The sequence below is a fragment of the Sorangium sp. So ce1014 genome (assembly GCF_051521505.1).
Taxonomy (GTDB): Bacteria; Myxococcota_A; Polyangia; order Polyangiales; family Polyangiaceae; genus Sorangium.
In genome coordinates this window covers 7827248-7851711 of sequence record NZ_CP150356.1, presented here as the reverse complement: position 1 = coordinate 7851711, position 24464 = coordinate 7827248, and the positions used below count along the sequence as shown (strand labels likewise).

General features: G+C 72.6%; 19 protein-coding genes and 4 tRNA genes. 11 read left to right on the top strand and 12 right to left on the bottom strand.

The genetic code is table 11. From position 1 onward, the window contains the following. Positions 1-53 precede the first annotated feature (53 nt). The 6 genes from WME75_RS29450 (at position 54) to WME75_RS29425 (ending at position 3277) form a co-directional block, all read left to right on the top strand. Positions 54-127: transfer RNA gene (locus WME75_RS29450), tRNA-Pro, on the top strand. Positions 128-171: 44 nt separating this feature from the next. Next, positions 172-245, top strand: a tRNA-Pro gene (locus tag WME75_RS29445). Between the two features lie 15 nt (positions 246-260). Then, a tRNA-Leu gene (locus WME75_RS29440) sits at positions 261-342 on the top strand. Positions 343-346: 4 nt separating this feature from the next. Further along, positions 347-419, top strand: a tRNA-Leu gene (locus WME75_RS29435). Between the two features lie 60 nt (positions 420-479). Further along, positions 480-998, top strand: coding sequence for an HNH endonuclease (locus WME75_RS29430; protein ID WP_437477967.1), 519 nt, complete (start codon positions 480-482; stop codon positions 996-998). Positions 999-1114: 116 nt separating this feature from the next. After that, on the top strand, positions 1115-3277 hold the full coding sequence (locus tag WME75_RS29425) for a protein kinase domain-containing protein (protein WP_437477964.1): 2163 nt from the start codon (positions 1115-1117) through the stop codon (positions 3275-3277). Between the two features lie 75 nt (positions 3278-3352). Here WME75_RS29425 and WME75_RS29420 read toward each other — a convergent pair whose 3' ends face one another. From WME75_RS29420 to WME75_RS29410, 3 genes are all read right to left on the bottom strand, one after another. Beyond that, positions 3353-3928 carry an HPF/RaiA family ribosome-associated protein gene (locus tag WME75_RS29420; RefSeq protein ID WP_437477961.1) on the bottom strand — a complete coding sequence of 192 codons (576 nt, stop codon included), beginning with the start codon at positions 3926-3928 and terminating at the stop codon, positions 3353-3355. A gap of 892 nt (positions 3929-4820) precedes the next feature. Beyond that, the gene (locus WME75_RS29415) at positions 4821-5858 is read right to left on the bottom strand and encodes a hypothetical protein (protein ID WP_437477958.1); all 1038 of its coding nucleotides are present in this window, start codon (positions 5856-5858) and stop codon (positions 4821-4823) included. Between the two features lie 67 nt (positions 5859-5925). Continuing rightward, on the bottom strand, positions 5926-7509 hold the full coding sequence (locus WME75_RS29410) for a DUF4215 domain-containing protein (RefSeq protein WP_437477955.1): 1584 nt from the start codon (positions 7507-7509) through the stop codon (positions 5926-5928). Between the two features lie 279 nt (positions 7510-7788). Between WME75_RS29410 and WME75_RS29405 the strand changes: the two genes are divergently transcribed. Then, positions 7789-8757, top strand: coding sequence for an ornithine cyclodeaminase family protein (locus WME75_RS29405; RefSeq protein ID WP_437477952.1), 969 nt, complete (start codon positions 7789-7791; stop codon positions 8755-8757). Between the two features lie 10 nt (positions 8758-8767). Here the strand turns inward: WME75_RS29405 and WME75_RS29400 are convergent, their stop codons facing one another. Beyond that, a complete protein-coding gene (locus tag WME75_RS29400) occupies positions 8768-9982 on the bottom strand; it encodes a formylglycine-generating enzyme family protein (protein WP_437477950.1) in 1215 nt (404 codons plus the stop codon). Between the two features lie 515 nt (positions 9983-10497). Between WME75_RS29400 and WME75_RS29395 the strand changes: the two genes are divergently transcribed. Beyond that, complete coding sequence (locus WME75_RS29395; RefSeq protein ID WP_437477947.1) at positions 10498-11346, top strand: DUF4351 domain-containing protein; 849 nt, start codon at positions 10498-10500, stop codon at positions 11344-11346. A 77-nt stretch (positions 11347-11423) separates the two neighbouring features. Next, entirely contained in the window at positions 11424-11768 is a 345-nt protein-coding gene (locus WME75_RS29390) for a hypothetical protein (protein ID WP_437477944.1), read from the top strand. Positions 11769-11784: 16 nt separating this feature from the next. Here the strand turns inward: WME75_RS29390 and urtE are convergent, their stop codons facing one another. The 5 genes from urtE to urtA all read right to left on the bottom strand — a co-directional run bounded on the left by urtE (position 11785) and on the right by urtA (position 16969). After that, the gene (gene urtE / locus WME75_RS29385) at positions 11785-12486 is read right to left on the bottom strand and encodes an urea ABC transporter ATP-binding subunit UrtE (RefSeq protein ID WP_437477941.1); all 702 of its coding nucleotides are present in this window, start codon (positions 12484-12486) and stop codon (positions 11785-11787) included. Positions 12487-12491: 5 nt separating this feature from the next. Continuing rightward, a complete protein-coding gene (gene urtD / locus WME75_RS29380; RefSeq protein WP_437477938.1) occupies positions 12492-13319 on the bottom strand; it encodes an urea ABC transporter ATP-binding protein UrtD in 828 nt (275 codons plus the stop codon). Between the two features lie 116 nt (positions 13320-13435). Continuing rightward, positions 13436-14608, bottom strand: coding sequence for an urea ABC transporter permease subunit UrtC (urtC, locus tag WME75_RS29375; RefSeq protein ID WP_437477935.1), 1173 nt, complete (start codon positions 14606-14608; stop codon positions 13436-13438). 14 nt (positions 14609-14622) lie between these two features. Then, positions 14623-15519 (bottom strand): urea ABC transporter permease subunit UrtB, encoded by an 897-nt coding sequence (urtB, locus tag WME75_RS29370; RefSeq protein ID WP_437477933.1) that lies wholly within the window; start codon positions 15517-15519, stop codon positions 14623-14625. Between the two features lie 148 nt (positions 15520-15667). Then, the gene (gene urtA / locus WME75_RS29365) at positions 15668-16969 is read right to left on the bottom strand and encodes an urea ABC transporter substrate-binding protein (RefSeq protein ID WP_437477930.1); all 1302 of its coding nucleotides are present in this window, start codon (positions 16967-16969) and stop codon (positions 15668-15670) included. Between the two features lie 682 nt (positions 16970-17651). Here urtA and WME75_RS29360 point away from each other — a divergent pair. Beyond that, a complete protein-coding gene (locus WME75_RS29360) occupies positions 17652-18437 on the top strand; it encodes a hypothetical protein (RefSeq protein WP_437477927.1) in 786 nt (261 codons plus the stop codon). Positions 18438-19062: 625 nt separating this feature from the next. After that, positions 19063-19584, top strand: a complete 522-nt coding sequence (locus tag WME75_RS29355) for a hypothetical protein (protein WP_437477924.1) — start codon at positions 19063-19065, stop codon at positions 19582-19584. Positions 19585-19728: 144 nt separating this feature from the next. On the opposite strand, the gene WME75_RS29350 is transcribed toward WME75_RS29355, so the two are convergent. From WME75_RS29350 to WME75_RS29340, 3 genes are read right to left on the bottom strand one after another with little or no spacing between them, the layout of a single operon-like run. After that, positions 19729-21528: a hypothetical protein gene (locus WME75_RS29350; RefSeq protein ID WP_437477921.1), complete on the bottom strand. Its 1800-nt coding sequence runs from the start codon at positions 21526-21528 to the stop codon at positions 19729-19731. A 1-nt stretch (position 21529) separates the two neighbouring features. Next, on the bottom strand, positions 21530-22678 hold the full coding sequence (locus WME75_RS29345) for a tetratricopeptide repeat protein (protein ID WP_437477918.1): 1149 nt from the start codon (positions 22676-22678) through the stop codon (positions 21530-21532). A 5-nt stretch (positions 22679-22683) separates the two neighbouring features. Further along, positions 22684-24438 (bottom strand): protein kinase domain-containing protein, encoded by a 1755-nt coding sequence (locus WME75_RS29340; protein WP_437477915.1) that lies wholly within the window; start codon positions 24436-24438, stop codon positions 22684-22686. Positions 24439-24464: the final 26 nt, after the last annotated feature.

Genomic DNA, 24464 nt, shown 5'->3' with positions numbered 1-24464 from the left:
GGAGCCCGCGCCCGAGCGAGCGAGCCTGCCAATTCTATCTCAGCGACACATTTCTGGGTGTGGCTCAACCTGGTAGAGCACCGGCTTCGGGAGCCGGGGACTGGGGGTTCGAATCCCCCCACCCAGACCGCGGAGAGGCGACGCCTCGCCGCGACGCGCGACGAAGACCCTCTGGGTGTGGCTCAACCTGGTAGAGCACCGGCTCGGGGAGCCGGGGGCTGGAGGTTCGAATCCTCCCACCCAGACCGCGGCGCGCGGACGTCACCGTGACGGAACGGCATACGTAGCAGGCTGAGATCCTGCGCCCTTCGGGGTATGTGGGTTCGAGTCCCACCGGTGACACCCTGCCCGGGTGGCGAAACGGCAAACGCTGCTGGCTTAGACCCAGCCTACTGGGGGTTCGACTCCCTCCCCGGGCACCGATCGCACGTGACGTGGAGTGACATCATGAAGAGAAAGAGACGCTAGAGAGGTGGGCCATGACCGCGCAGACGCTGCTTTTGACGCCATGGATGGTGCCCCATAAGGTCATCTCGTGGCAGACCGCTGTCACGATGAGCTTTCTGGGCAAGGTGGAGGTCATCGAGGAATACGACGACGACATCCGGTCGCCGTCGCTCTCGATCAAGGCGCCCGCGGTGGTGCGGCTGAAGCGGCCGACGCTGACCATGAAGCGCGGCGTGAGGTTCTCGAGGGTCAACGTCCTCCTGCGCGACGGCTTCCGCTGCCAGTACTGCGGCGTGAAGAAGGAGGCCCGCGAGCTCAACTACGACCACGTCGTCCCGCGCGTGCAGGGCGGCAGGACCGTCTGGGACAACATCGTCGCGTCCTGCTACGCGTGCAACACGACGAAGCGGGGCCGGACGCCGGAGCAGGCCGGCATGAAGCTGCTCCGCGCCCCGGTGAAGCCGAAGTGGCTGCCGCCGGCGCCCGTCATGGGCCTGAGCGAGCGGCGTATCCCGGAGGTGTGGGCAGGCTACTGCGCGAGCGCGGGATGACCTGAGCCCCTCGCGCCGGCGCGTCCATGCCCCCCGTCCCATCGGTCGAGGGGTCAGGCGCGCCGGCGCGCGTCGGGGCTTCCGCCGCAGGGCGGGCAGGTGCAGGATGGTCGGGCATGGAGATGCGTCCGGCCTCCGACCGCATCGAGGACGACCTCGCGCCGTTCCCCGCGGTCCTGCGCGGCTGGCTCATCGAAGGCGAGCTCGGCCGCGGCGGGATGGGGCGGGTGTTCCGGGCGCGGCACCCGAAGACGCGGGCGCGGGCGGCGATCAAGGTGCTGCTCGGCGACTACGCCCGCCGGCCGGACGTCGTGGCCCGCTTCCGGCAGGAGGCGATCGCCGTCAACATCATCAACCACCCGGGCATCGTCCGTGTCTTCGACTCCGGCGAGCTCGAGGACGGCTCGCCCTACATCGTGATGGAGCACCTCGACGGGCAGGGGCTGCGCGACTGGGTGCAGGCGGCGCCGCCCGCGGATCGGCCGCGGCAGGTCGTGCGCCTCGGCTACCAGATCGCCTCGGCCATGGCCGCGGCCCACGCGTCGAAGGTCGTCCACCGCGATCTGAAGCCGGAGAACATCATGGTGGTCGACGACGAGCTCGCGCCCGGGGGCAGCCGCGTCAAGATCCTCGATTTCGGCATCGCGAAGGTGCTCTGGGGCGGTCTCCCCGAGGTGCTGGAGCTGGAGGGGAGAGGCTCCATCGCGCCCGCGTCCGTGCCCACGATCCGCACCGAGCTCTCGACGCGGCCGGCGCCGACGGTGGCCACCACGAACGGCCCCGCGCTCGCGGCGGGCACCGCGCGCGCCACGTCAGAGAGCGACGCGCGCGAGGACGAGGACGACGCGCTCAGGAGCCTCCCCGTCGTGAGCGTCAGCAGGCCCGCGATTCACCCCGCGTCGGTCGAGATCCCGCCCGAGGCGGCCTCCTCCGCGGTGGCGCGGGGGTCGCGCGCGTCGATCGAGCCCGCGCCGCACAGCGACGGAGCGGGACAGCCCACGATGCCGTTCACGCAAGAGGGCGTGTGGGGCCTCGGGACGAGGAGCTACATGGCGCCGGAGCAGGAGCGCCACTCCGGGAGCGTCGACGTCAAGGCGGATGTCTACTCCCTCGGCGTCATCCTCTATGAGCTGCTCGAGGGGCGGACGCCCGACGCGCCGAGCGGGGCATGGCCGCCCCCGATGAGCGCTTCCACGCCGCCCGATCTCGTCGCCCTCGTCCACCGGGTGCTGTCGTTCGAGCCCGAGGCGCGGCCGCGCATGACGGAGGTCGCGAGCGCGCTCCACCGGCTCGGTCGGGCGAAGAAGGAGCTCGACGAGGCGCTCACGAGGTGGGTCCTCGGCGGCAAGGCGCCGAGGCTCTTGCCCCGCGGCAAAGCGCTGCACGAGCTGTCCGCCTGGGCGCGGGACATCGACGATCTCACCGTTCTGGAGCGCGCCTTCCTCGACGCCGCCGTCGCGGCGGAGGCGCGCCGCGAGCGCCTCACGCGGGGGCTCCTCGCCCTCGGCGTGGTCGTGCTGATGGGCATGGTCGCGACGACCACCGTGTTCTGGGTGCACGCGGCGCGAGCGCGGAAGACGGCCGAGGCCGCCGAGCGCGCCGCGCGGGAGCACAGCCGCCTCGAGGCGGCCGCGAACGCTTCGGCGCAGGAGGCGCTCGCGAAGATGAGCGAGGCGCAGCGCGCGACCGAGGAGGCGCTCGCCCTGGCGATGCGGGCGAGCGACGACGCGAAGAGCGCCAACTCCGCCAAGGAGTCGATGAACGAGGCGAAGCGCCTGGCCGAGCACGCCGAGCTCCGGGCGAGGCGCGCGGCCCAGGCCGCGTCGGCCGCGAAGGCCGAGGCCGACGTGCGCTACGAGCAGTCGAAGAGCGCCATGGAGCACGAGATCGCCGGGCTCGAGATCGACCGCGAGCGCCTGTCGGCGCGGATCGAGCAAGCCGAGAGCGAGCGCGAGCGGGTGAGGGCCGCCCTCCGCTCGAGAGATCACGAGCTCAGGGCGGCGCTCTCGGAGCTGAGGCGTGAATCCGCGCGCGTGGGCTGGCTGGAGCGCAAGCTCGACGAGGCCTCCGACCGGATCGACGATCTGGAGCGGCAGCGCGAGGAGTGGGAGGCGAGGCGGCAGAGGGCGCAGTCGCAGCCAGATCCTCCTCGGGACGGGGACGCGGTGCCTGCACAGGAAGAGAAGGAGGAGATCGCGACGCCGCCGGCCGAGCCCCCGATGGACACGACGCCGCCGCGGGCGCCTCTCCCGCGGTTGCCGCGCGATACGAGGATATAGCCGCTCGCAGGGCGGACGAGGGAGAGGCGGGGTCCGCGCGCCGCGCGCACGAGCCCCGCGCTCTCTTCGCTCGGCCTAGCTGAGCGTAGGTATCTCCTCGCGGCCGCGGTTGCCGCCGCGCGCGTCCACGACGCGCACCGTGCTCGCCTGCGGCCCCTCGTCGCCGTCCTCTTCCGTGTAGGCGACGCCCATGCCGATCTTCAGCTCGGCGAACGGCGCCGATACGATGCTTCGCTCGTGGAAATAGATCTCCCGACCCTCGATCGTCCTGATGAACCCGTAGTCGTTGAACAGCTTCGTGATGACGCCGGCGGTGTCCTGCGCCGGGTGGGCCTTCACCTCGCTCCGCTGCTCGCTCGCGAGCTTCTTCAGCTGGCGACCGGCGCGGTGGAACACGTCGCGCACCGCCGTGGGCAGCAGGTTCCTGGCGGCCCGCTCCTCGCTCACGATCTCGTGCTTGCCGGCCACGTGGAGGTCGACGCGCACGCGGTACTCGCCGCCCGTGCCCTGGCTCGCGTGTTCGCGCTCGACGACCACGGCGCAGCTGTTGATGTGGTCGTTGAAGCGCTGGATCTTGTCCGCTTGCTCCCGGATCAGCTCCTCGAGCGAGGGGCTTTTATCGATGTGCCGGAAGGTGAGCTCCACTTGCATGCTCGCTCCTTTTCATCCTGCGTCGCTTGGACGCGTCACTGCAGTCGATGTGCACGCTGATTCTTACCAGCCGATTCCAGTGCATGTGCGAGGGCATCCGATGGGGGCACCGGGTACTGTCCCGGCCTCGCGAGCATCTGCGCGGTCTCCCGGAACGCGCGTCGCTCCGGATCTGTGAGGTAACTCCTCGTGTGTGCTTGAAGGGAGCAAGTAGCAAGTTCGCTGCCAGGGGTTGCTCAGCCGTGCGGCAGCCCGATGGCGGCGAGATCCGCGGTCGAGCGACGCCGGGCGCGGTCCGGGCGGCGCAAGCGCTGCGCGACAGGAGCAGCTTCTTGCGTCCCTCGTGGATCTCCAGGCTGGCGCGGGCAGCGTGGGCGAGGAGCGACGGAGCGTGCTCTCCTGGGGCAATCTGCGACACCCGGGGCGTCTCGCGTCATTCCGTTGCATTTCATGGCGTTCTACGCGCCTGTCGGATCCAGGAAAGCGTGTCAGTGCTCGGCGGGCGAGCTCTGCCATGTAGGGCAGCGAGGGGCGGCCACTGCGGCGGGCGGACCCTCGCGCCGAACGATGCGAGGGGCCGCCCGCCGTGCCGAAATGCCGTGCCGATCGGGAGCAGGTGCGCACGGCGCGTCGTCGCGCCGGCGCCGAGGAACGGCAGAGGAGCGAGCACGAGGGCGAGATCTCGCGGCGTCACCTTCGTCTCGCCCTCGGAGGAGCAGCCGGTGCCCTGGGGCATAGCGCCCCTCTCCCGGGCCGTTCCGGGGCGCTGGACACCCTCGGCGCGAAGCGCCGGGGGGGCCTGGCCGCAGCTGCAGGTCCCGCGGGGCCCTCGGATCGCGGCGTGCCGGCCCCCGCCGTCAGCGGGCGCGCCGGCCGCACCCCGAGCGCCGCTTCAGCGGATCTCGAAGACGTAATCCGTGTCGTAGGTGCGGACGAAGAGCTTGCCGTCCTTCTCGACAAGGAACTCAGGTCCGCTCTTCAGCGGGAGCTTCGAGACCACCTTGCCGGTGGCGCGCTCGAGGACATAGAGGAAATCCGGCTCGGCCGTGAAGCCGTATCCGCAGAGGAGATGATCTCCGCGCAGGACGAAGTTCTCGGCGTTGCAGACGAGCGGCGCGCTCTGCCAGAGGAGCTGCCCAGAGGCGAGATCGATGGCCGAGAGGTAGGCGTTCTTGCCCTTCGACGAGGCCGCATACGTCCTGTGTCCCGACGAGACGTAGAGCACGCCGTCCTTGACCACGGCCCAGCCGACGTGGCCCCGCACGAACGCGGCTTCCTTGGGCGCGAACTCGGGCGGCGTGAGGAAGCTCTCGAAGTCGAAGAAGGCGACGACCTTGTGCGCCGCGTCGAGGATCGCGACGAAGCGCGTTTCGGCGAAGTCCGGGCCGTAGAACAGCGCGATGTGGTCGCCGTGATCGATGGCCTTGACGAGCGCTTGATCGCGGTAGCCCTCGGGAACGAAGGAAGGGAGGGGACGGGCGCCGCCCGCGCCGCCCGCGGCCGCGCTCGGCACCTGCAGCGTCGGCAGGGAGAGGCCGTTCGTGGTGAACCACGCTGCCCCGTCCGTGATTTCGTTCTTCCGCTCGGCGATCTTCACGAGGCGCGGCGCGGCGGAGCCTCCGGCCGGCGCGGGCCGGACGAGCGCCTGGCCGAACGGCGGCGGCGCGAGCTTCACGGGGGACCTGCTGTCGAGCGTTGCGCGCGTCGCGCCGGCGCCCGCGCCCGACGTGCCATCGCCCGCGATCGACGGCGCGGGCTGCGGGGCCGGGGCGGCGTCGTGAGGCGACGGCGTTGCGACGCCGGGCGGGGCGTCCTGGGAGGCGCGGGCCGGCGGCGTGGAGGCCGGCTGGCAGCCGTACGCGGCCAGCAACACGGCGGCGAGCAGGCGCGTGCGGTGAGGCGGTGGAGCGGAAGGCGGGGCGGCAAGCACGCGCGCAGCGTACCTCATCCGCCCCGTCCGGAGGGCGCTCGGTCGCGCCGCGCGGCGGCGCCGGAGCTCAGGGAGAGGGGGTGAAGGAGAGGTTGAGCGTGTAAGGCCCAGCGCTCCTCACGCTGTCCGTGTCGACGAAGATGAGCAGGGGCACGCCGCCCTGGACGCTGACCGAGAGCGTCTCATCGCGGCCTCCGAGCTCGGCGTCGACGCACGCGAGCTCTGGGCCCGTGCAGCGCGTCCGCACGTACATGCCCTGATCGGTCTCGGAGGACAGCACCAGCCTGAGCCTGCCGGCGCTCGGCGGCGTGAACGAGTGGATCCTCTCCGGCGTGTTCGGGCGGGTGCAGCTGCCCGCGAACAGCGCCGTGCCGCCCGTCGTGTTGCCCCGGTTGTCGCCCACCACGGCCACGGGCGCGTCCTCGCAGACGTCGTCGACCTCGACGGTGCACGCGGCGGAGCAGCCGTCGCCGCTGACCGTGTTGCCGTCGTCGCACTGCTCGGGCGCGCTGATGGTCCGATCGCCGCAGGTGGCCGGAGAGAAATCGAGCTCCAGCGTGTACGGCCCTGCGTCGGCGCGCGTGCGGGCGTCGACGACGATCGGCACCGCCTGGCCCTCGTGCACGACGATCGCGAGCGACTCCTCCTCGGGCGCGGCGTCCGAGGCGGCGTGCTCATCCGCGCACGCGAGCTCGGTGCGAGCATCCGCGCACGCCGTGCGGGTATAGAGGCCGTGGTTGGTCTCCGACTGGAGCACGACGAGGAGCGTGCCGGACTGGCCCGCGGGCGGCGTGAACAGGTGGAGCTCCTCCGGCCCGTCGCCGGTGCAGCTGCCTTGGAGCGCGCGCGTGCCGCTCGACGTGTCGCCCTCGATCGTCGTCGTCACCGGCGTCGCGCCCGCGCAGGCTGCGTCGACGAGCGGGCCGCAGGTCGCGGCGCAGTCGCTGTCCGCGCAATCGATCTGGTCGTCGCCCTCGTCGTCCTCGCCGTCGGAGCAGTCGGTCTCACCCAGCTTGCAGACACCGTCGAGCCTGTCGCACACGCCGAGATCCGCGCACTGCGAGTTCACGGTGCACCCCGGGATGCACGCCGTGATCTCGCCGCCGATGTCGCTGCACCTGTAGCCATCGCGGCACTCGTCGGTCGTGCTGCAACGAAGGATGCACAGGCCGAGCGCCTCGCCGAAATCGACGCAGACGGCGCCGTCGGAACATGCGCCCACGGCGGGATCGCAGAGGCTCGCACAGGCCCCGGCCGGCCAGCCCCAGTCGGTCTCCGTGATGCAGTACTCACCGGCGCACGCCGCATCGTAGGTGCACGCCGCGCCATGGCCGGCGGACGTCCCTCCACCGGAGCCGCCGGTGCCGGTGGGCTCGGCGCCGCCGGCGCCGCCGGTGCCGGTGGGCTCAGCGCCGCCGGAGCCGCCGGTGCCGGTAGGCTCGGCGCCGCCGGAGCCGCCGGAGCCGGTGGGCTCAGCGCCGCCGCTGCTGCCCGTGCTTGTCGCGTCCGACGCGCCGGCGCCGCTGCCCGTGACGCCGCTCCCGCCGGCGCCGCCGGCGCCGCCCTTGCCACCTTCGCCTTCATCATCGCCGCATCCGGCGGTCGCCGACAACGCGAGCACAAAGAGACCTGCAACGAGTCGTACGTTCATCCACTCGCTCCACCAGAAGAGAGATCGTCAAGACGCGAGGTGCACCCCACCCCACGGCGCAGCGACGCCATCTTCAGCGCAATGGCTTCGCCTGCCAACCCCCCGGTTCATGTCGCCGGCGTTCCGTGACCGGCCGCCCTCGGCCGGGAGATCCGAGCAGGCCAGGCGTCCCTTTCGTGGAAAGAGGGCGCACGAAGGCGGCGCGCGGACCCTGCGAGCACACCTGCCCGCCGCTGGAAGGCGTGCGTTCGCTTTCGGCCTCGCGTACGGTCGCGGCCGATGAAGTCCGAGAAAACATTGCTCCTGTCCCAGTCCGATGTGGTCTCCCTTCTCGCCATGGACGCGGCCATCGCCGCCGTGGAGGCGGCGTTCGCGGCGCACGGCCGCGGCGAGGCCGCGATGCCGCCGAAGGTGTACCTGGGGCTGCCGGCTCACGACGGCGATCTCCGTGCGATGCCGGCCTACGCCGACGGCGCGGCTGGGGTGAAGTGGGTCAATTCTCACCCGAAGAACCCGGCGCGCTTCGGCCTGCCGTCCGTCATGGGGCTCTACATCCTCAGCGATCCGGCCACGGCGTCGCCCCTCGCCGTGATGGACGCGACGCGCCTCACGGCGGTGCGGACCGGCGCGGCGGCGGCGATCGCGTCGAGGCTCCTCGCGCGGCCGAACCCGAGGACGCTCGGCTTCATCGGCTGCGGCGTGCAGGCGCGCTTCCTGCTCGACGCCCACCGCGCCGTCTACGGCGCTCAGCTGGAGGTGCTCACCGCGGACGTGTCGCCCGAGGCGAGCGAGCGGTTCGCGGCCGAGGCGGGCGGGCGCGCCGTCTCGGTGGAAGAGGCCTCCGGCTGCGACATCCTCTGCACCTCCACGCCCGCGCGCGCGCCGGTCGTGCAGCGCGCGTGGGTCCGCCCTGGGGCGCACATCAACGCGATGGGCGCCGACGCGCCCGGCAAGCAGGAGCTCGATCCGGAGATCCTCCGGGACGCGCGCGTGATCATCGACGACTGGGCGCAGGCGACCGAGAGCGGCGAGGTCAACGTGCCGCTGCACGCGGGCGCGCTGCACCGCGAGCACATCCAGGGGACGATCGGCGAGCTCGTCGCGGGCAAGCTCGCGGGGCGCGGAGACGCGGCCATCACGGTGTTCGACTCGACCGGCCTCGCGATCCAGGACGTGGCGCTCGCGCGCGTCGTCTACGCCGCCGCGCGCGAGCGGGGCGCCGGGACGGCGTTCGATTTCTTCGGCTGAGCGCGGCCTCCTACGGCGTCCTCGCGCACCGCATGCCGAGGCTGTAGTAGGGGGCCGTCGGCGCCACGCTGACCCGCGCGGACGTCAACAGATAGCTTGGCGCGCCGAAGGTGCTCCCGCCGCGGACCACCCGGTTCGAGGTGTCCGTCAGGTTGGCGCAATCGACGCATTCCGCCGGGTAGGTCCCGTATCCATCCAGCATCCACTCCCGCATGCTCCCGCCGAGATCCGCCTGCGCCCACCGCCCGTCGCCCCTCGGCGAGCGGGAGCCGGAGGGCGCGATGTCGCCAAAGTCGCTCTGGAACGTGCAGCCGGGCGCTGCGCTCTCCCTGCAATCATAGGAGGCATAGCTCGCGTCGATGGTCGTCGACTCCGGCGGATTCGACCATGGGTATTGCCGTTGCTCGTCCCCTCCGGCCGCCGCGTAGTTCCACTCGGCTTCGGTCGGGAACCGGCCCCCGTCCCACGCGCAGAACGCGAAGGCGACGTACCAGCTCACGCAGTTCATCGGCAGGTGCTCCTGGGCGCCGGGCTCCTCCGTCCACGTGCGCATGTCCGGGTTGTCTGGAGTGCACGTCACCGCGGCTCGCAGCGCCGCCGCATCCGGGGGCAGCTCGCCGTTCCAGGCCGGCTTCCACCCGCTCGCCTGGATGCCCGGGTGCGCTCCCGCATCGGCCGCGGGCCGGCTCCCGGGGTACGCCTCCACGAACTTCCGGAACCTCCCCACCGTCACCTCGAAGCGATCCAGCCGGAAGTCGCTGACTGTCGCTGGATACGCAGGATCGTTGCCGCGGTTGAACATCCCCCCTGGCACCAGCGCGCTCGCGCAGCAGCCCTCGTCGGCGCCCGACCCGCACGTCGCTGGCAGCCCTTCGCAGCTCGGCGGTGTCGTGCACGCCCCTCCGCTGCACACGGGCGCCTCCGCAGGGCACGGCTCCGGGGCGTCCCACTGACCGAGGTCGTTGCATTGCTCTGGTCGGTTGTCCGAGCACCGCGCATCGCCGGGCGTGCACGCTCCGGTGCCGGCGCCGCTGCCATGGTCGGCGCCGCCGCGGCCTGAGCTTGCGTCGCCGCCGCCCGAGCTTGCGTCGCCGCCGCCTGAGCCGGCGTCGCCGCCCGCGCCATCCAGCGGGTGATAGTCCTTGTCCAGCCCCAGGAGCGCAGTACAACCGCTGGCCAGGAAGGCCGATGCCGCCCACCACCACCCGGCGCGTCTGCTGAGCATGTTTACTCCTACAGCCGCCGCACGGGCGCTGTCCACCGCCGCACGTGATCCGCCTCATGCCCTGCTCCGCGAGCCGCCTGCGCGCCCTCCCGCGGCGCGGCTTCCAGGGGCCCGCGGCATTGCGGGCTCTCCGGCGCCCAGCAGGTCGGCCGGCCCGACGGCGCCGGCTCCGCCGTGGCCGTCCGTCGCACGGCTCCGGGGCGCTCCGCGGCCGCTCCCTCGTGTTGAGCGAACCGAGCGCCGAGAGGATACCCGCCAAGCAACTCCGGAAGCACCGCAGGCCGGGCGAGCCGCCTGGCAGCAGGACGCGCAGACTCACGCCATTACGCGCGAGCTGCCACAATGGTGTCTCCATTTCTGCTGCGCAACATCGAACTTTCGAATGCCCTCCTCCCGGAGCGCTGATATCACCCCGCCGTGGGCCACCTCGATGGGGGCGCGAAGCAGACCTTCGCCGCGGAGACCCCGCGCAGTCCTGAACTCGACCGCCGGCGAGCCACGTCGCGATGCCCTCCATGGCCCACGAGATCCTCGTGGATCTCTTCAAGAACCGCCCCTCGCTCGCCGCCGAGCTCCTCGTCGAGGTGCTCGGCGTCCCGCTCCCGCCCTACTCGGGAGCGCGCCTCACCTCGATCGACCTGACCGAGATCCAGCCTGCCGAGTACCGCGCCGACCTCGTCGTCGTCCTGCTCGACGGCGACGCGCCGATCTGGGTGCTCATCGTCGAGGTCCAGCTCGGCATCGATCCACGAAAGCGCTTCAGCTGGCCCGACTACACCATGGGCGCGCGCGCCGCGCACCGCTGCCAGGTGGGCCTGCTCGTCGTCGCCCCCGACCCCCACGTCGCCGCCTGGTGCGCAGCGCCGATCGAGACCGGCATCCCCGGCTTCGTGTTGCGCCCGCCCGTGCTGGGGCGTGAGGCGGTTTCGGTCGTGACGGACCTCGCGGAGGCGGTCCGCCGGCCCGAGCTGGCCGTGCTCTCCGCCCTGGCGCACGGCAGCAGCGAGCAGGGAGCGAGGATCGCCGCCGCCGCGCTGCCCGCGATCCGGGGGATCGAGGAGGACAGGGCCAGGTTCTACGGCGATGTCGTGCTAAATTCCCTGAACGCGGCGGCCCGCCGGGCGCTGGAGGTGATGATGAAGGGCTACGAGTACCAGAGCGATTTCGCGAAGAAGTACGTCGCGCAGGGACGCCAGGAAGGAGAGCGTGCCATGTTGCTGCGGCTCTTGCGCGCTCGCTTCGGTGAGCTGCCGGACGCCGCTGTGGCCCGCGTCGAGGGGGCCGCGACCACCGCCCTCGAGCGGTGGGCCGAGCGGGTGCTCAGCGCGAAGACCCTCGCCGAAGTGCTGGACGAACCGAGCTGAGGAAACCGCCGGGCTGGCCGGCACGCCGGCTGCGGCTCTTGCGCGCACGTTTCGGCGAGCTGCCAGAATACCTGCCGATGTCACCGAAGACCCGTGAGGACTTGCTGCGACGGTTCGCCCGCGTCGACGACCCGGAGATCGAGGCGCGCAGTCAGTGGATCCTCCAGGCCCTGCTCGCCCACAGCCCGGAGGTCAAGGAGCAGCTCATCGAGCAGGGGGTCGAGAAGGGGATCGAGAGGGGGATCGAGACGGGCCAGCTCACCGAGGCACGAGCGCTGCTGCACAGGGTGCTGGCTCGCCGCGGCTTCACGCCGACCGCGGCGATGGAGACCCGGATCGACGCCTGCTCCGAGCTGGACACCCTGCACCGATGGCTGGACCAGGCCATGACCTCGGCCAGCGCAGAGGAAGCGCTGGCGTAGGTCGTCGCGCGGCCGCTCACACCGCCAGGAACTCCCTCGCGATCTCGTCGTTGAACTCCGCCACGCTCCCCCGCCGCACGATCCCCCCGTTATCCATGATGGAGTACTCGCTCGCCGTCGAGAGCGCGAAATCCAGGAACTGCTCCACGAGCAGGATCGCCATGTCCCCCTGCTTCCCGAGCCCTTTGATCACCTCCCCGATCTCCTGCATGATCGACGGCTGGATCCCCTCCGTCGGCTCGTCCAGCAAGAGGAGCTTCGGCTTCCTCAGCAGCACGCGCGCGAGCGAGAGCTGCTGCTGCTGCCCGCCGCTCAGCGTCCCTGCCGCCCGCGCCTCGAACTTCTTGAGGATGGGGAACATGGCCATCATCTCCTCCAGCGCCGCCGGGCTCGGCGTGGGGTCGCTCTTCGCCTCGAAGCCCATGAGCAGGTTCTCCCGCACCGTCAGATAGGGGAAGATCCCTCGCCCCTGCGGCACATAGCCGATGCCCGCGCGCGCCCTGTCGCTCGGCGACCTCGAGGTGAGGTCCGCCCCGTCGAGCGCCACCTTTCCGCGCCGCGGCTTCAGCACGCCCATGATCGCCTTGAGCAGCGTCGTCTTGCCGACCCCGTTGCGCCCAAGGAGGCACGATACCCGGCCGGGCGCGACCTCCAGGCTGACCTGCGACAGGATGCAGCTCTCTTCGTAGTAGACCGCGAGATCCTCGATCACCAGCATGTTCTCTACCGCTCCTCCGCCGCAGCCGCAGCCGCGGCCGCCGCGCCGCCGCGCGCGCGCCCTGCGTCGTGCGCCCGCCCGAGGTAGACCTCGATCACCTGCGCGTTGCCCTGGACCTCCTCGACCGGCCCCTCGCACAGCCTCCTGCCGGCGTGCAGCACCGTCACCGTGCTCGCGTAGCGCCGCACGAACTCCATGTCATGCTCCACCACCAGCACCGACCGCTGCTTCGCGATCTCCTGGACGAGCTCCCCCGTGCGGTCGCGCTCGCGCCGGGTCATCCCCGCCACCGGCTCGTCGAGCAGGAGCAGCTTCGGCTGCTGCACGAGCAGCATGCCGATCTCCAGCCACTGCCGCTCCCCGTGCGCGAGCACCGCGGCCCGGACGTCCGCGCGCCGCCGGAGCCCGATCCGGTCGAGCGTCTCGGCGATCTCCTTCTCCTGCGCCGCGGACAGCCCGCGGAGCAGCCCCGGCGCGCTCTCCCGGAAGCCCATCGCCGCCTCCAGGTTCTCGAGCACCGTGAGGCTGCCGAACACCGCGGGCGTCTGGAACTTCCGCCCGATCCCCTGCCGGACCAGGGCGTGCTCCGGCAACCGGTGCACCTCGACGGCCTCTCGCCCCGACTCCCCACCTCCGTGGAACACCACACGTCCGCTCGACGGCCGCGTCTTGCCCGTGAGGATGTCGAGAAGCGTCGTCTTGCCCGCGCCGTTCGGCCCGATCAGGAACCTGAGCTCGCCGCGCTCGATGGAGAAATCGAGCCCGTCCAGCACCTTGAAGCCGTCGAAGCTCACCGTCACCTGCTGGATCTCGACGATGTTGCCGCGGCTCATCCCCTCGCTCCTCTGTTCGTTGTCGCGCTCATTCCTGCGTCCCTCCCCGTGTCCATTCCCGCGTCCCTCCCCGTGTCCATTCCCGCGCTCGTCCCTGCTCATCTCCGCTCCTCCCCTCAGCGCCCGGACGTCGCCGGCGCCTCGGTGCGCGCCGCCGATGGCTCGACCTCGTCCGCGCTCGCCGGCCCGGCCACGGCGGCCTCGCCGAGCGCGCCCGCCGGATCCGCCGCGCCGGCCGCGTGGCGGCGCACGAGCCTCGACCCGTGGCGCCGCAGGAAGCCGGCGACGCCGGTCGGGAGCAGCATGACCGACGCCGCGAAGAGCGCGCCGAAGGCGAGCTGCCACACCTCGGGGTACGACTCGCTCAGCGCGCTCTTCCCCAGGCTCACAAGGATCGCCCCGACGACCGCGCCGATCAGCGTGCCGCGCCCGCCGACCGCCACCCAGGTCACCATCTCGATCGACGGCATCACGCCCATCGAGGACGGCGAGATGAGGCCGACCTGACAGACGAACAGCGCGCCGGCGATGCCGGCCATGCCCGCCGACAGCGCGAACACAAGCGTCTTCAGGGTGACCGGGTTGTAGCCGAGGAAGCGCACCCGGTTCTCGTCGTCGCGCATCGCCACGAGCAGGCGCCCGAAGCGCGACTGGGTGAGCCTCCGGCAAAAAAGATAGAGCGCCCCCAGGCAGAAGAGCGTCACGAAATAGAGCACCGTCTGCGTCGAGGCCGCCCCGCGCGCGAAGCCGAAGATCGTCTTCAGGTTCGTGATCCCGTTCGTGCCGCCCGTGAGCGCCTGCTGGCCGATGAAGAGGATCGACGCGATCAGCGTGAGCCCCTGGGTGATCAGCGAGAAATACACCCCCTGGACGCGGCTGCGGAAGACGAGGTAGCCCACCGCGGACGCGATCGCCATCGGCAGCAGCACCACGGCGCAGAGGGCCACGACCGGCGAGCGGAACGCCTCCCAGAAGAGGGGCAGCGCCTCGAGGCCGCTCCAGCTCATGAAATCGGGCAGGCGCGAGCCGGACGTCTCCAGCTTCAGGTACATCGCCATCGCGTAGCCGCCGAGGCCGAAGAAGAGCCCCTGTCCGAGGCTCAGCATCCCGCCGTAGCCCCAGATGAGGTCGAGCCCGAGCGCGACGATGGCGTAGGTGAGGAACTTGCCGAGCAGGTTCAGCCGGAAGTCGGAGAGCACGAGCGGCGCGACGAGGAGCGGCAACGCCACCGCGAGCGGCGCGCCCCAGGTCCAGAGGAAGCTGCGAAGGGTGGAGTCTCGAAGGGCCATGTCCGTGTCCTCTTCTATCGGGTGCGCAGGGCGAGCAGGCCTGTCGGCCGCCACTGCAAAAAGGCGATCACCAGCGCGAACACGAGCGCCTTGCCGAGCGACGCCGTCGTCGAGAGCTCGAGCAGCGTGTTCGCGACGCCGATCACGAGCGCCGCCACCACCGTGCCGGGCAGACGCCCGAGCCCTCCGAGGATGACCACCATGAAGGCGTCGACGATGTAGTTCGTCCCGAGCGACGGCCCGATCGAGCCGAGCTGCGTCAGCGCGCACCCCGCGACCCCGGCGAGCCCCGCGCCGAGCGCGAACGTCGCGGCGTCGACCCGGCGCGTGCGGACGCCGAGGCACGAGGCCATCTGCCGGTTCTGCATCACCGCCCGCAGCCGCCTGCCGCCCGCGGAGCGGTGCAGGTACGTGTAGACGGCGACGATGCACGCGATCACGAGGGCGATCAGGAAGACGCGCTTGTAGGGCAGCTGCACCCCGCCCGAGAGCACGACGCCGCCGCTCAGCCACGACGGGCTCGAGACCTGCACGTTGGACGCGCCGAACAGGCTGCGCGCGGCCTGCTGCAGCACGAGGCCGACCCCCCACGTGGCGAGCAGCGTGTCGAGCGGCCTGCCATAGAGAAAGCGCACGATCGTGAGCTCGAGCAGGAGCCCGAGCACGCCGGCCACGAGGAACGAGGCCGGCAGCGCGAGCAGGAACCAGAGCCCGGCGTCCGTCCCCCCGACGAGCGGCGCAAGGTGCTGCCCGACGACGTACGTCGTGTAGGCCCCCGCCATGATGAACTCGCCGTGGGCCATGTTGATCACGTTCATCAGCCCGAACGAGAACGCGAGGCCCATCGAGATGAGCAGGAGGATCGAGCCCAGGCTCAGGCCGTTGAAGGCGTGGAGGAGAACTTCGTTCATGCTAGAGCACCGAACAGGTTGAGACGCCGCGCAAGAGAGGTTCGAGCCGCAGAGGCACAGCGGGCATCACGACGAGCCCCCTGTGCGCTCTGCGCCTCCGTGGTCGGGCCCTCGGGCTTCGAGGGCGGGACTGCCGCCTCCGGCCGCGCTACTTCGCGACCAGCTCCTTCGCCCAGGGGTAGGCGGTGAGGTACGGGTCCGGCTGGACCGGCTTGCCCGAGCTCCAGACCTCCTGGATGAGGCCGTCCTTGCGGACCTGGCCGATGCGCACCGTCTTCCAGGTGTGCTGGTTCTTCCCGTCGAGCCGGACGAGCCCACCGGGCGCGGCGTACTCGATGTCTCCGGCGCTCGCGGCCTGCTTCACCTTGGCCACCTCCGTGGACTTCGCCTTCTCGACGGCCAGCTTCCAGAGGTAGACCCCGAAATAGCCCGCCTCGATGGGGTCGTCCGTGACGCGCGCGGCGCCGTACTTGGCCTTGTACGCGTCGACGAACCTCTTGTTCTCGGGGGTCTCCGTGGTCTGGTAATAGTTCCACGAGACGAGGTGTCCGGCGATGTTCTCGGCGCCGATGCCGCGCACCTCCTCCTCGGCGACGCTCACCGAGAGGACCGTCATCTTGTCGACCGTGTAGCCGGCGTCCTTGAACTGCTTGAAGAACGCCACGTTGCTGTCGCCGTTCAGCGTGTTGAAGACGGCGTCCGGCTTGGCCGCGCCGATCTTGCTGATGATCGTGCTGACCTCGGTCCCGCCGAGCGGCAGGTACTCCTCGCCGGCGAGCTCGCCGCCCTTCGCCGCGAGCTGGGCCTTGATGATCTTGTTGGCCGTGCGCGGAAAGACGTAGTCCGAGCCGAGCAGGTAGATGCGCTTCTTGCCCTGCTCGAGCAGGTAGTCGATCGCGGGGACGATCTGCTGGCTCGGCTCGGCGCCGGTGTAGAAGATGTTGGGCGACTGCTCGAGGCCCTCGTACTGGACCGGGTAGAAGAGGAGGCCGTTCAGCTCCTCGAACGAGGGCAGCATCGCCTTGCGGCTGGCGCTGGTCCACCCGCCGAACACGACGGCCACCCCGTCCTGCTGGATGAGCTTTCTGGCCTTCTCGTTGAACGTGGGCCAGTCGCTGGCGCCGTCCTCGATCACGGGCGTGATCTGCTTGCCGAGCACGCCGCCCGCCTTGTTGATCTCCTCGATGGCGAGGATCGTCGCGTCCTTCACGGCCACCTCGCTGATCGACATCGTGCCGCTCAGCGAGTGGAGCACGCCGACCTTGATGGTGGCGCTGTCCGAGGCGGGCGCCGCGGGCGCCGTCCCGGGCGCCGGCGCCTCCTCGCCCTCCTTGCTACAGGCGGAGAGCAGGGCCGCCCCGGCGAGGGCCGCCGCCGCGAAGCAGACCGCCCGCCGCCGAAAGGAGCCCGCCGCCGACCGCTCCTCGACGTCCAACCCAGACGTGAACATATTCAACGCATCCTCCTTGGGTGCCGGGTGCGCGTTCAATGCCCTGCATCGACGCGGCGCGGCGATCCGACTGCACAAGAGCCGTGGGAAAGCTCGGGAGTCGGCAACTGGAGACTCCCGGCTGGACACCGAAGGACCGCCCTGCGCAGCAGGGCTCGGCCCTCGGACAGGGGCCAGCGACACGACGTCGTGGTGAAATGTCTAATGCCGAGCGCGGTGTTTCCTCGAGGTTTCGTCGAGATGAAATGTCGACCGGCCGGGCGACGAGGCGCGCTTTCCGCCGGCCATTGGGGTCCCCGATCACAAAGCGAGTCCCGCGCGCGCCTCGACTGCGGCGACTGCGGGCACGGACACGGGCCGCGCGCGGGCGGCAGGGCCGCGCGCGGAAGGCGAAGGGCAGGGCCGTCCGAGGCGCCCGCGCGGCCGGGCAGGCGGTGGCTCCGGAGCGCCGGCCCCGGCAGCGAGGCGCGCGCGCCACGCCTGGTGTCGCCGGCGCCGAGACGGTGTGGGGAGCTCTGGCCTCCGCGCGCACGAGCGCTGAGCGCTCCGGCGCTGTTGCGATGAGGTGCGCTCTCCAGCGCAGTAAAAAATTTGTATCAAGAGCGGTGGAGTCCAGGTACATTGATGGATGCTGTCTACGCCCTGTGCTCGAGCGACACGGACGGCAGACGGGGTGGAGCGTATGGGAAGCACGAATCACAGGCCCGGTGAGACGGATGGGCGATCCTCGAGCGGTGGGGCGACGCCGAACAGCGTCGTGGCCGGGCCGCGGGACGAGAACTCGGTGGTGATCTCCCTGAGCGCGCTGCTCGCGGTGGAGCAGGCAGCGACAACGAAGGTGGCCGGCGCGCGGGTCGATCAGGGCCCGAAGGGCTCCGGGATGGTGGATATCCACGGACCGGCCGCCGGCGATGAACAGGAGCGCAGCAGCTACCTGGATCTCTTTCCGTTCGGCGCGCCCGAGCTGCCGGCGTTCAGGTCGCCTGATCTCACGCCGGTGCCGTCCGAGGTCCCGATCGACCTGCGCCCGCCGCGCGCGCGGCGGGCGGCGGGTGTGCGTTATGGCGTCATGGGCCTCGTCGGCGCCGCGGTCGTCGCCAGCGCGGTGTGGCTCGGCGCCCCGCGCGAGACGCTCCACGCGGCCGCGCAGCCCGGGGTGCGCTCCGCGGCGAGCGCGGCGCTCTCGCACCTGCCAAAGGTGGAGGCGAAGGCCCCGGCCGAGATCGCGGCGGCGCCTCCGGCAAAGCCGGGCGACAAGGCGAAGGAGCGCGCCGGCCGCGGGACGAAGGCCCGGCCCGCCGCCCCGGCAGGCGCGGGCAAGGCGGCGGCGAAGCGCACCGCCGGGAGCAGCGGACCGGCCGCCGGCGCCGCCGCTCCGCCGCCGAGCCAGGGCGGCGCGCGCGCGGCGAGCGACCCCTGCAAAGGCGACCTCGACTGCGCCATGCGGCGCGCCGCGGGCGGCTTGTAGCGCAGCCCGTCTCGCGGCGATCCAGCGCTCTCCCTCCTTCACGTGAGCTCAGCGCACTTCGCGTGAGCTCAAAGCAGCTTGCCCGGGCGCCGCGCCGGCGCTCTGGCCTCGGCGGGACAGCCCGGACGAGCCGTGGGATCGCCGGAATGACGCGCCGCTGCAAACCGGCCTGACTGGGCCGTTCGCCCGCCTGGATACTGCTTCCCTGTACGAGGATGTCGCACGAGCGAGCTCGTCCGATCCCGGTGTCGCGCATGAGCCGCTGAGGACGCCTGCGCTCGTCGTGGTTCCCGGAGAGCAGGTTATCTACGCGACACACTTGATCCCCCACGTCGCCTCCGTGCTAGGTTCTGCTCTTGCTTCACAAATTCGCTGATGGTGGATCGCTCACACGCGCCTGGCGGGCGCATCTCGCGGAAGCGCGCGCTCTTCGAACGCCTCCGGGGGGCACCCGCAAGGCGCAGCTGTGAGCACGCAGCGGATACCATCGCGTAAATTTCTGGTGTAGGAACAGAACCCGGCGCCAACGGCGGCGCTGAAGTGCACAGGAAGGGCTGCCGGGCGGCGTCGCTCGGCGTGTCCTTCCACATGAGCAGCGCAACTCTTCTTGTCGGAGGATTCATTCATGAAAGCTCTTGGTTTTGCGGCGATCCTGGTCAGTGTGTGTGCGTTGGCGGCCTGTACGGTCACAAGCGGCGAGGGCGGCACGGGCGGTGAGGGCGGTGAGGGCGGCTCGACGAGCAGCTCCTCGAGCACCACGTCGGGGACCGGCGGCGAGGGCGGTGAGGATAGCGGCACGGGCGGCGAGGGCGGGGGCAATGAGTGCACCGGCCTGGAGACCACGGCGTGCATGACCTGCTGTTCTGAAGCACATCCCAGCGAGACGGAGGCGTTCAATGCGCTGAACTTCTTGCATTGCGGTTGCGCGGCAGAAATTCGGTGCGCCGCGCTCTGCGACACCACGGATCCCACGACCGACGTCTGCGGGGACGACGGGGAGGTGAACCTGGAAGTGAACAACACCGATTGTGAGTTGTGCGTCATCGAGGAGTCGGAGACGGGCCCGTGCTACGACGACGCCTACACGGCCTGCGAGGCGGCCGAGGGCTGCCAGGCGCTCACCGCGTGCTTCAACTCCTGCGAGTGATCTACCGCTCTCCGGCCTGACCGGGCACGACAGGCGGCCTCTCGCAGGTCGCCTGTCGTGTTTTGTGGGCCCGACGCGAAGGTGGCTCGGGGCTCGGCCGCTCTCCTGCGCGACGTGTCCGCCTTGCTCCGCGCTCCGGGGGCCTCACGGCGCGAGCCGCACCACCAGGAGGTCGGCCGCGGTCGACTGCGCCGCGGCGCCGTCGAGGTCCACGCTCCCCTCGACCGTCCCCGCGAGCAGGACGTGGCCGCGGTCCACGGAGGCCGCGACGCCCGCGGCGGCCCTGTGCCCGCCGCTGCGCCCGGCGCCCGGACCGAGCCGCTTGCTCCACACGTGGCGCCCCTCGGCGTCGAGCCGCGCCGCCACGATGTCGCTGCCGCGGCCGGCGCCGTCGAGGGGCCCGCCGCCGAGATCGGTCGGCCCCTCGACGCTGCCAGCGAGGACGAGCCCGCCGTCCGCCTCGAGCGCGAGGCGCGGCGGCTGCTCCGCCGGGTAGGCCCGGCTGAAGCGGTGCTCCCGCGCGGCCCCGAGCTCGACAACGAACGCCGAGACCCCCTCCGAGAACAGCGTGCCGCTGCCCAGGTCGAGGAGCCCCTCGAACGTCCCGCTCAGCGCGATCTCGCCGCCCGGCCCGATCTCGATGTCGCCCCCGTGCTGGCGGCGGCCGTCGCCGAAGGCCAGCGACGCGACGTGCTCGCCGCGCTCGTCGAGCTTGGCCAGGAACACGTCGCTCATCCCCGCGGACGACAGCCGGGGCGCCCCCTCGCCGAGGTCGAGGTCGCCCTCGAAGGTCCCCGTCACGACCACATCCCCGCGCGCGTCCACGGCCACGCCCGTCGGCTCCTGCGTCCCCGCGCCGGCGAACACCCGCGTCCAGAGCGGCACGCCCGCCGCGCTGAGCCTGGCCACCGCCACGTCGCTGCCGCCGTGCCCGAGGAGCGCCGACGCGACCACGACGTCGCCCGCCGCCGAGACCGCGACGTCCTGCGGTCTGCCGGGGAGCAACGTCCCCCAGCGCAGCCCGCCTGCCGCGTCGAGCTTGACCACGAACCCTTGCTGCGCGGGCGCGGTCAGCCCGGCGGCGCCCATCACCCCCTCGAGGTCGCCCGCGATCGCGATCTCGCCCCCGGCGTCCACCGCGAGCGCCTGCAGCGCGCCTTGCCCCTCGTCGACGAGCCGCCGCACCCACGCGACCGCGCCGTCCGCCTCGATCCGCGCCACGAAGACGTCCCGCTCGGCGCCGGTCGCGATCGGCCCGGCGCCGAGGTCGAGGGAGCCCTCGAACTCGCCGCCCAGGATCGCGAAGCCCCCGCGGCCCGCCGCGAGCGCCCGCGCCCGCTCCTGGCCGGAGCCGCCGAGGAGCGCGCCGAGGAGCCCGCCGGGGAGCACCGCGCCGCAGTCGCCGCCGCCGCCGCAGTCGTCGTCGGCGGGCGTCGTGCAGTCCTCGGCCCGCGGCGTGACCTCGCCGGCGCAGGCGCCCCACCGGCCGTCGCCGCCGCACGTCCGCCGGCCGGCGCTGCACGCGCCGACGCCCACGGTCCCCGGCGGCCCGCCGTAGGGGCACACCTCGACCGTCCCCGGGTCGCAGGCGCAGGCCTCGCCGCCGCCGGCCGCGGGGTCGCCGGCGTCGCCGTCCGGCTCGTCGACCGCGCCGTCGCAGTCGTCGTCGGCGGCGTTGCCGCAGCGCTCGGGCGCGGGCGTCACCTCGCCCTCGCAGGGGCCGTAGCCGTCGCCGGCGGCATTGCACCGCCGGAGGCCCGTCTGGCAGGCGCCGATCCCCTCGGTCGTCGGCGAGCCGGTGTAGCAGGCGACGGCCGAGAGCGGCTCGCAGCGCTCGTCGACGAGGAGGCCGTCCTCGAGGCCGAGCAGCGTGTTGCACCCGGCGCAGCCGAGCGCCACGAGCGAGAGGCGCCCGCCGATCCCGATCGCGCCGCGCGCGCCCACGTCAGTAGCTCCCGCCCACGACGAGCGAGAACGCCCCGGGGCCGGCGGCGGCCGCCGCCGTGGCGCGGCGCGCGGGCGAGGCGGCGGCGCGGGGCGGCGCGGTCCAGAGGAGCAGGCCGGCCGCGAGCAGCGCGGCGGAGCCGGCCGAGAAGGCGATCGTCGAGGCGGTGCCGGCGGACTGGGCGTCCTCGCGCAGCGCGACGCCGGCGGCATCGCAGCGGCTGCGCGCGTCGCAGTGGCCCCGGTTCGAGGCGTCCCGGCGGGCGATCGCCTCCGCGCCGAACAAGGCGCCGAGGCCGAGCCCCACGAGGCCGGCGCCGCCGGTCGCGAGCGCGATCATCCGCTGCGCGCGGGCGCCGGTGTCGCCGCCGTCGCCGCGGCCGGCGCTCGCCAGGACGGGAGGCGCCTGCCGGCGGGGGCCAGGCGGCGCCGCGGAGAACGCGCGCGGGGGCGGCTCCTGCTCCAGGGGGGGCACGTCGATGACCACGCGCGCGCCGTCCGGCGGGACGGCGCGCGCGGTGGACCAGCGCCTCCTGCCGGGCGCGCGCGCCTCGACCGTGTGGGTCCCGGGATCGACCGGGAGCGCCTGCCCCCACTGGGCGGGCAGGATCAGCACGCCGTCGCGCCGGATCTCCAGCCCCGGCGCGGCGCCGGCCGCGGGCGGCTCGATCGCCATGCGCGAGAGCCGCGGCTCGAGCGCCGCCGCGAGCGCGGCCGCGCGCGCCGCGCGGGGGTCGCCCGCGCTCTTCGCGATGGCCGCGGCCTCGCTGAAGACGTTCCAGGCGCCCGCGGTCCTGCCCGCGCGCGCGAGGCACTCGCCGAGCCGCAGAAGCAGGTTGATCGCCGTCGGATCGAGGGTTCTGCCCTGCTCGAGCACGGCGCATGCCTCGGCGACGCGCCCCGCGTCGAGCAGCTGTCTGGCGACCTGATACAGCGCGAGCACCTGCTCCTTGTGTCCCCCGGGCTGACCCGGGTTGGGCTGACCCGGGTTGGGCTGTCCCGGGTTGGGCTGTCCCGGGTTGGGGTGCCTCAAGCCCGGCTCGGAAGCCGCCCCGCTCGCCGGCGAGAGCGACAGCGACAGCGCCGCGAGGACGCAGGCGAGCCCGCGCGGGCGCGAGCTGCAGACCTTCGGGAGATCTCCTCGACGCATGGCGATCACCAGGGGCTGTCCGGCGCCCCCACCGTCGGAGCGTTCGCGCCGCGGCTGGGCCCTGCCACGTGGACCGGAGCGCCGGCCGCGGAGTCCCGACCGGGCGGCGGCGCCGGAGCAGACGACGTCGTGGGCGCGGGTCCCGGAGCGGCCTGCACCGTGGCCGCCTGCGGCGCACCCGCCTGCCCCGCCCCCTCCCCGGCGGGGAGGACAGCCGAGGCCGCCGAGGGCACATCGGGCGGCGCAGGGGGCTGTGGAGGCGCATCGCGCCCGGGCGAGGCCGCCGAGGGCGCACCGCCGCCGGCAGGCGCCGCCGGCCCCTGTCGCCCCTGCGGCGCCGGGCCCGCCCGCGTCCCGGCCGCGAGCGCCGCGCGCACGGGCGCGCGCGAAGGCCTCCCTGCGTTCGCCCGCGCGGGCGGCGCCCCCCTCGCGGGCGCGACGGGGCCGGCGCCGTCGAATGCGGCCGGCGGCGCATCTCTCGCGTCGGCTTCGGGCGCGCCGTCAGCCGCGGCGCGGGGCGCGTGGAGCGGCCTGCCTGCCCCGGCGGTCCCCTGCGGCTCCGCGGCGAGCCCCTGCGGCACCCCCGCGAGGTGCTGCGCGCCGGCGCGGCCGGTCCAGGTGGCCTCCCCCGTGCGCGGCCCCCCGGGCGGAAGGACGGTCATGGCCAGCGCGGCGCTCGCGGAGAAGGCGCCCGCCGCCAGCCATGCCCGCCTGGGGCGGCGGACGACCCCGGACCCCCGCGCCTCGGACGGCCGAACGGCGGTCGTCGGCGGCCGGAAGGCGGTCGTCGGCGGCCGGAAGGCGGTCGTGGGCGGTCCCTCGTCCAGCCATGTGAACGTCGGCTGGCTCCGCTGGACCGCCGTGGGCAGCGTCGCGTCGGGCGGCCCGCGCAGCGCGAACGGCGCGAGCGCGGCGGCGAGCTCGCGGGCCGAGGCCGGACGGCGGGCCCGGTTCTTCTCGAGGCAGCCCATCACGATCTCCTCGAACCCCTCGGGCAGATCGGCGCACACGTTCCGGAGCGGCCGGGGCGCCTGCTCCGACACCACGAGCACGAGCTGCTCCAGCGTCTCCGCGCCGAACGGCAGCGCGCCGCTCACGAGCTGGTAGAGCACGACCCCGAGCGCCCACAGGTCCGCGCGCAGGTCCACGTCCTTGGGCGTGAGCATCTGCTCGGGCGCCATGTAGCGGCGCGAGCCCATGACCGACCGCGCCGTCGTCATCTCGAGCCCGTCCTCCTCGGGCCTCGCGCACGTGAACTTCGCGACGCCGAAGTCGAGCACCTTGATGAGCGGCGTGCCGTCGGTCCGGTACGTCAGGAACAGGTTCGCGGGCTTCAGATCCCGGTGCACCATCCCGAGCGCGTGCGCCTCGATGAGCGCGACGCAGGCCTGACGGACGTACTCGGCCGCCTCGTCGACCGGCAGCCGCCCGCGGCGCTCCACGATCGAGCGGAGATCGTTGCCCGAGAGGTGCTCCATCACGATGTACGGTACGGGCAGCGCGATCCCCGGCCTCGGCGCGAGCGCGCCCAGGTCGTGGACCCGCGGCACGTGCTCGGTCTTCAGCCGGAACATCCCGCGCGCCTCGCGCTGGAACCGCCTCAGCAGCGCCGCGTTGCCGCAGTGCTCCGCCCGCATGAATTTGATCGCCACGAGCTCGCCCAAGGACAGGTGCCGCGCCGCGACGACGGCCCCCATCCCGCCGATCCCGAGCAGCCGCTCGACCCGATAGCGGTCCGCGATGACCTCGCCGCAGTGCACGGGCACCACTCCCTCTTCATCGCTCA